This is a genomic window from Myxococcus vastator (assembly GCF_010894475.1).
Classification (GTDB): Bacteria; Myxococcota; Myxococcia; order Myxococcales; family Myxococcaceae; genus Myxococcus; species Myxococcus vastator.
Window position 1 is genome coordinate 1 of the sequence record NZ_JAAIYB010000563.1, and the last position, 4,701, is coordinate 4,701.

A 4,701-nucleotide genomic window follows, 5' to 3' on the forward strand; every position below is an offset into this window, starting at 1 on the left:
GACCCGCCCCCTGGGCGCACGCCCCGCCGCGGGCACGGCTCCGCAGCGCGTGCTGTTGGTGGATGACAGCCGCTCCATCCGCACGCTGCTGAAGATCTACCTGATGGCTCGCAACTTCGAGTTCCTCGAAGCGGAGTCCGCCGAGGAAGGCCTCAAGGTGTCGGAGGCGGAGCCGGTGGACCTGGTCCTCACGGACTTCCACATGGATGGGATGAACGGCGCGGACTTCGCCGCGCAGATTCGCGCCAGCGCCAACCCGCGGCTGGCCAAGGTGCCCATCCTGATGATGACGGGCGACCCGAACGTGGCGGAGGTGCGCGCGCTGGGTCAGAAGGCAGGCATCAGCGCCTTCGTCCGCAAGCCGGTGAGCTGCGCGCAGCTCATGACGCTGGTGGACACCATCCTCCCGCTGCCGCGCAAGTAGCGCCCCGCGCCCCGCTGGGCGCCGCTTCACTCACGCCGGGTTCCGGGCCGCCGCAGCGGCGCGGGCCCGGCGTTTTCGCAGCGCCTCCCCCACGCGGATGGCCAGCAGCAGCGCCAGCACCGCGCCGTAGATGAGCGGCTCGGTGACGTCCTTCTTCACGCGCCACACGAAGTGCAGCACGCCCAGCGCCGCGGCCACGTAGGCCAGCCGGTGCAGCCGCTGCCAGCGCGGAAACCCCAGCCGCCGCACCCACCGCTGGGTGGACGTCACGGCCAGGGGCACCAGCAGCACCAGCGCGGCGAAGCCCACGGTGATGAAGGCGCGCTTGGTGACGTCCGCCCACAGCGTGCCCCACGCCAGCCCCTGGTCCAGCACCGCGTACACGAGCAAGTGCGCCGCCGCGTAGGTGAAGGCCAGCAGGCCCAGTGTGCGGCGCACGCGCGCGGGCCACGTCCACCCCGCCACCAGCCGCAGGGGCGTACACGCCAGCGAGGCCAGCAGCAGCACCAGCGCCAGCAGCCCCGTCTGGTGGAGCGCGGCTTCAATCGCGTTGGGCCCCAGCTCGCCCCGCGGGCCCTGGACGGCGAGCATCAGCAGCGGCGACAGGCCCCCCGCGACGAGCGCGGGGTTGAGCCAGGGATGGGGAGACGAGGCCATGGCGCGGAAGCCTCAGTAGAACCGGCGCAGGTCCATGCCGGTGTAGAGGTGGGCCACCTGCTCCGCGTAGCCATTGAAGGGCAGCGTGGGGCGGCGCTCGAAGTCGCCGATGCGGCGCTCGCTGGCCTGGCTCCAGCGTGGGTGGGGCACGGAAGGATTCACGTTGGCGTAGAAGCCATACTCGCGCGGCGCGGACAGCCGCCACGTCGTCATCGGCTCCTCCTGCGTGAGGGTGATGCGGACAATGGACTTGATGCCCTTGAAGCCATACTTCCACGGCACCACCAGCCGCAGCGGCGCGCCGTTCTGATTGGGCAACTGCCGGCCGTAGAGCCCCGTGGCCAGGAGCGTGAGCGGGTTCATCGCCTCGTCCAGGCGCAGCCCTTCCGTGTAGGGCCAGTCCAGCAGGGCGCGGCGCTGTCCCGGCATCTGCTCCGGGTCCAGCAGCGTGGTGAAGGCGACGTACTTCGCGTTGCGGGTGGGCTCCACGCGCTGGAGCAGCGCCGCCAGCGGGAAGCCCAGCCACGGAATCACCATGGACCAGGCCTCCACGCAGCGCATGCGGTAGACGCGCTCCTCCAGGGAGAACCAGGACGTGAGCTGCTCCACGTCCACCGTCTGGGGTTTGTGCACCTCGCCGTCGATGACGACGCTCCACGGCCTGGGCTTCAGCGTGTGCGCGAGGCGAGCCGGGTCGTTCTTGTCGAAGCCGAACTCGTAGAAGTTGTTGTAGGTGGTGACGTCTTCGTAGGGCGTGCGCGGCTCGTCCGTGTCGAAGGGGCCCATCGCCTTCGCCACCGGCTGCTCCACCAGGCCCGCGTCCGGGACGAAGCGGTCCATGGGGCGCGTCTGCTTGCGGCCCAGCAGGTGCAGCCCTCCGGCGACGGCGACGGCCGTGCCCGCGAAGAGGCCCGCGTTCTTCAGCAACTCGCGCCGGCGCAGGTACGTCTTCTCGGGGGTGACTTCGGAGCTGGGCGGCTCGGCGGGCGGCTTGTCACGCATGGCCCCTGTATAACGGCCCAGGCCGCCCGCGTGTTACCGGGCAGTGCCTTCCTGTCCCGGGAGCGTCCCGGCGCCCTGCGTCAGCGCGGCCTCGCGGGCCCGGGCGTCCTTCAAGCGCCACAGCCGCCACCAGGGCGTGCCCGGGGACTCGTGGTGCTCCCAGTGGTAGCCGAAGAAGAAGCACGACAGCAGGGCCCACAGGTGGTTGCGCGGCAGGGTGCGCGCGTGGTGCGGGGCCATGTCCGGCGTCTCCGGGCGCCGGTGCGGCAGGTAGGTGCCGAAGTAGAAGAGCTGCAGCGTGCCCAGCACCGAGGGCAGCACCCAGAAGGCGAGGATGTGCGGCTGGGAGACGCCCAGGAAGAGCAGCACGTTGAACTTGGCCGCCATCACTCCCAGCTGGGGCAGTGTGGTGTAGCGGGCCATGAAGGTGCCCAGCCACGGCCAGAAGGACTGGCTCTGGGTGGAGAAGTCCGGGTCCTCCTCGCTCGTGGGCCGGGCATGGTGGGCGCGGTGGTTCACCACCAGCCGCCGGTAGGACAGCCCCGCGAAGAGGAAGCAGGCGACCGTGCCCACGGCCTCGTTCACCCAGCGCCGGCCAGACACCGTGCCGTGCATGGCGTCGTGGCCGGTGATGAAGAGGCCCGTGCACAGCCAGGCCTGGAGGGCGACGTGCAGCCAGGTGAGCGGCTCCACCCACGGCAGCTCCGCCCGGGTCAGCGCCCAGGCCAGGTGCCCGCTCCACGCGCCCATGACGATGAGCGCGATGACAGCGCCCCAGGGACCGGGCGGCGCTGGACGGAGTTGGCGGGCGGAAGTCTCCATCTCTCCTGCTTTCTGGCCATCGCCAGCCCGCCGCGCATGGGAAAAGCCCAGGCGGCGGGGCGGGGCAACGGACCGGTGGCTACTTCTTCACGTCGCGGACCAGCTCCTCCGCGGTGACGTAGCGCGGCGCGATGTCCACCGGCACGTCCTTCAAGCGCTCCAGCACGCGCTGCACGGGCGGGCGCACCACGCCGTGCTTCGCCAGCAGCGCCTCGGCGGCCTTCCGGTCGCCGCGCCCCTGAAGCTCCATGAGCAGCTTCGTCAGCGAGGTGACGGCCGGCTTCATCTTCGCCGGCACCACGGAGAAGGTGCCGTCCGCGTTCACCTTCACCGCGCCGGTGTCCAGGAAGTGGTTGAGCTGCACGGCGATGCCCTTGCCGTGCGCCTCGTCCACGCCGAAGCGGATGGAGCGGAACGCGGAGGCCAGGAACGTCGTGTACATGGTGCGCTCCAGCGACTTGTCGATGACGCCGGTGTCCACCAGGCGCTGGAGCGCCCACAGGCCGGAGATGTCCGCCTTCGCCTCTTCGATGGCACTGGAGGCCGACTGGAGCTCCTTGCGCACGGTGGTGGCCTTGCCGCCCACGGTGATGTTGCTGGGCCCCAGGCCGTGCATCAGCTCGTGCATCAGGATGTGGGTGAAGAAGGCCTCGAAGGAGACGTCCTTCTGGTCCGCCGGGGTGAGGGCCACCTTGGCGATGGGCAGCAGCACGCGCTCGAACTTGGCCTCCTGCACGTTCTTCAGCATCACGCGCTTGGAGCCCATCTTCTCCGACACCCGCTCGTCGTTGGGCAGGTTGAAGGCGGCCGTCTGCACGCCCCGGTTGCCGTCACCGGACGAGAACAGGCTGTTGATGACGCGGATGGGCGCCAGCGCGCCCAGCTTCGGGTTGCGCAGCTTCGGGTCGATGGGGAGGTGGTCCTCCAGCCCCTGGAGTTGCCCGCTGAACTTCGCCAGCTTCTGCGTCTCCGCGTCGTCACGCAGGCCCACGAAGGCCTCGAAGGCGGCCTTGTAGTTGAACCACTCGTCCTCGTAGACCTCGTAGGGCCCGATGGTGGGCTCGATGCTGGCGTCCAGCTTCATCCACGCCACCTCGCTGGCGTAGTAGTCATTGGACAGGAACGCGTCCGCGCGCGAGGTGAGGAACGCCTTCAGCGTGGGCTGTTGGGTGAGCGCGGCGGCCTCGCGCAAGAGCGCCGCGGCCTGGGCCAGCTCGCCCTGGTACTCCACGCTGTAGGGCACGGCGATGAAGCCGCCGTCCGTGCCGCGGCGGATGGTGGTGTAGAAGCCGGTGGCCTCCTTCTGCCGCGCCTCGGGCAGCGACTTCACCCACGCCTCCACCTGCGCCTGGGTGGCGCCGGCCGGGTAGAAGTTGGCGGACGCGGGCTTGGCCGGCACGCCCGGGATGAAGGGCCGCGCCTCGTCGAGGCTGTTCCAGGGCCCCTTGTCCAACAGGAACGCCTGCAGCCGCGCGCGGCCCAGCGGCGTCGTGTCCTGGACCATGTCCAGCAGCAGCGGCTCGTTGCCCGCCCACCGCTGACGCAGGAAGAGCGCGTCCATCAGCTTCGAGGCCTGGACGATGCGGGCCAGGGCGCGGCGCTCGGACTCCGGCAGCGCCTTCAGGTCCACCCGGAGCTCCACCGGGGCGAAGCGCGCCGTCAGGCGCTGGAGCTCCGCGGCATCCGGGAAACGGGCGGGGGGCGTCTTCTCCGCGGCGGTGGCGGCGCTCGACAGCAGCGCCGCGCCGAGCAGGGACAGGAGGGTACGGTTCATGTCCCCTTCCCTACTCCAACCC

The 4,701-nt window shown here is 70.6% G+C and carries 5 protein-coding genes; 1 reads left to right on the plus strand and 4 read right to left on the minus strand.

Annotated features, from left to right (window positions below; translation table 11 throughout):
- A partial coding sequence (locus G4D87_RS33870) for a response regulator (protein ID WP_163786811.1) occupies positions 1-424 on the plus strand: 424 nt, incomplete at its 5' end.
- 30 nt (positions 425-454) lie between these two features.
- Here G4D87_RS33870 and msrQ read toward each other — a convergent pair.
- The 4 genes from msrQ to G4D87_RS33890 form a co-directional block, all read right to left on the minus strand.
- Positions 455-1,081, minus strand: a complete 627-nt coding sequence (msrQ, locus tag G4D87_RS33875; RefSeq protein WP_163786812.1) for a protein-methionine-sulfoxide reductase heme-binding subunit MsrQ — start codon at positions 1,079-1,081, stop codon at positions 455-457.
- Positions 1,082-1,093: 12 nt separating this feature from the next.
- Positions 1,094-2,083, minus strand: coding sequence for a protein-methionine-sulfoxide reductase catalytic subunit MsrP (gene msrP / locus G4D87_RS33880; RefSeq protein WP_163786813.1), 990 nt, complete (start codon positions 2,081-2,083; stop codon positions 1,094-1,096).
- 33 nt (positions 2,084-2,116) lie between these two features.
- The gene (locus tag G4D87_RS33885; RefSeq protein ID WP_163786814.1) at positions 2,117-2,905 is read right to left on the minus strand and encodes a fatty acid desaturase; all 789 of its coding nucleotides are present in this window, start codon (positions 2,903-2,905) and stop codon (positions 2,117-2,119) included.
- A gap of 79 nt (positions 2,906-2,984) precedes the next feature.
- Positions 2,985-4,679 (minus strand): DUF8614 domain-containing protein, encoded by a 1,695-nt coding sequence (locus tag G4D87_RS33890; protein ID WP_163786815.1) that lies wholly within the window; start codon positions 4,677-4,679, stop codon positions 2,985-2,987.
- Positions 4,680-4,701: the final 22 nt, after the last annotated feature.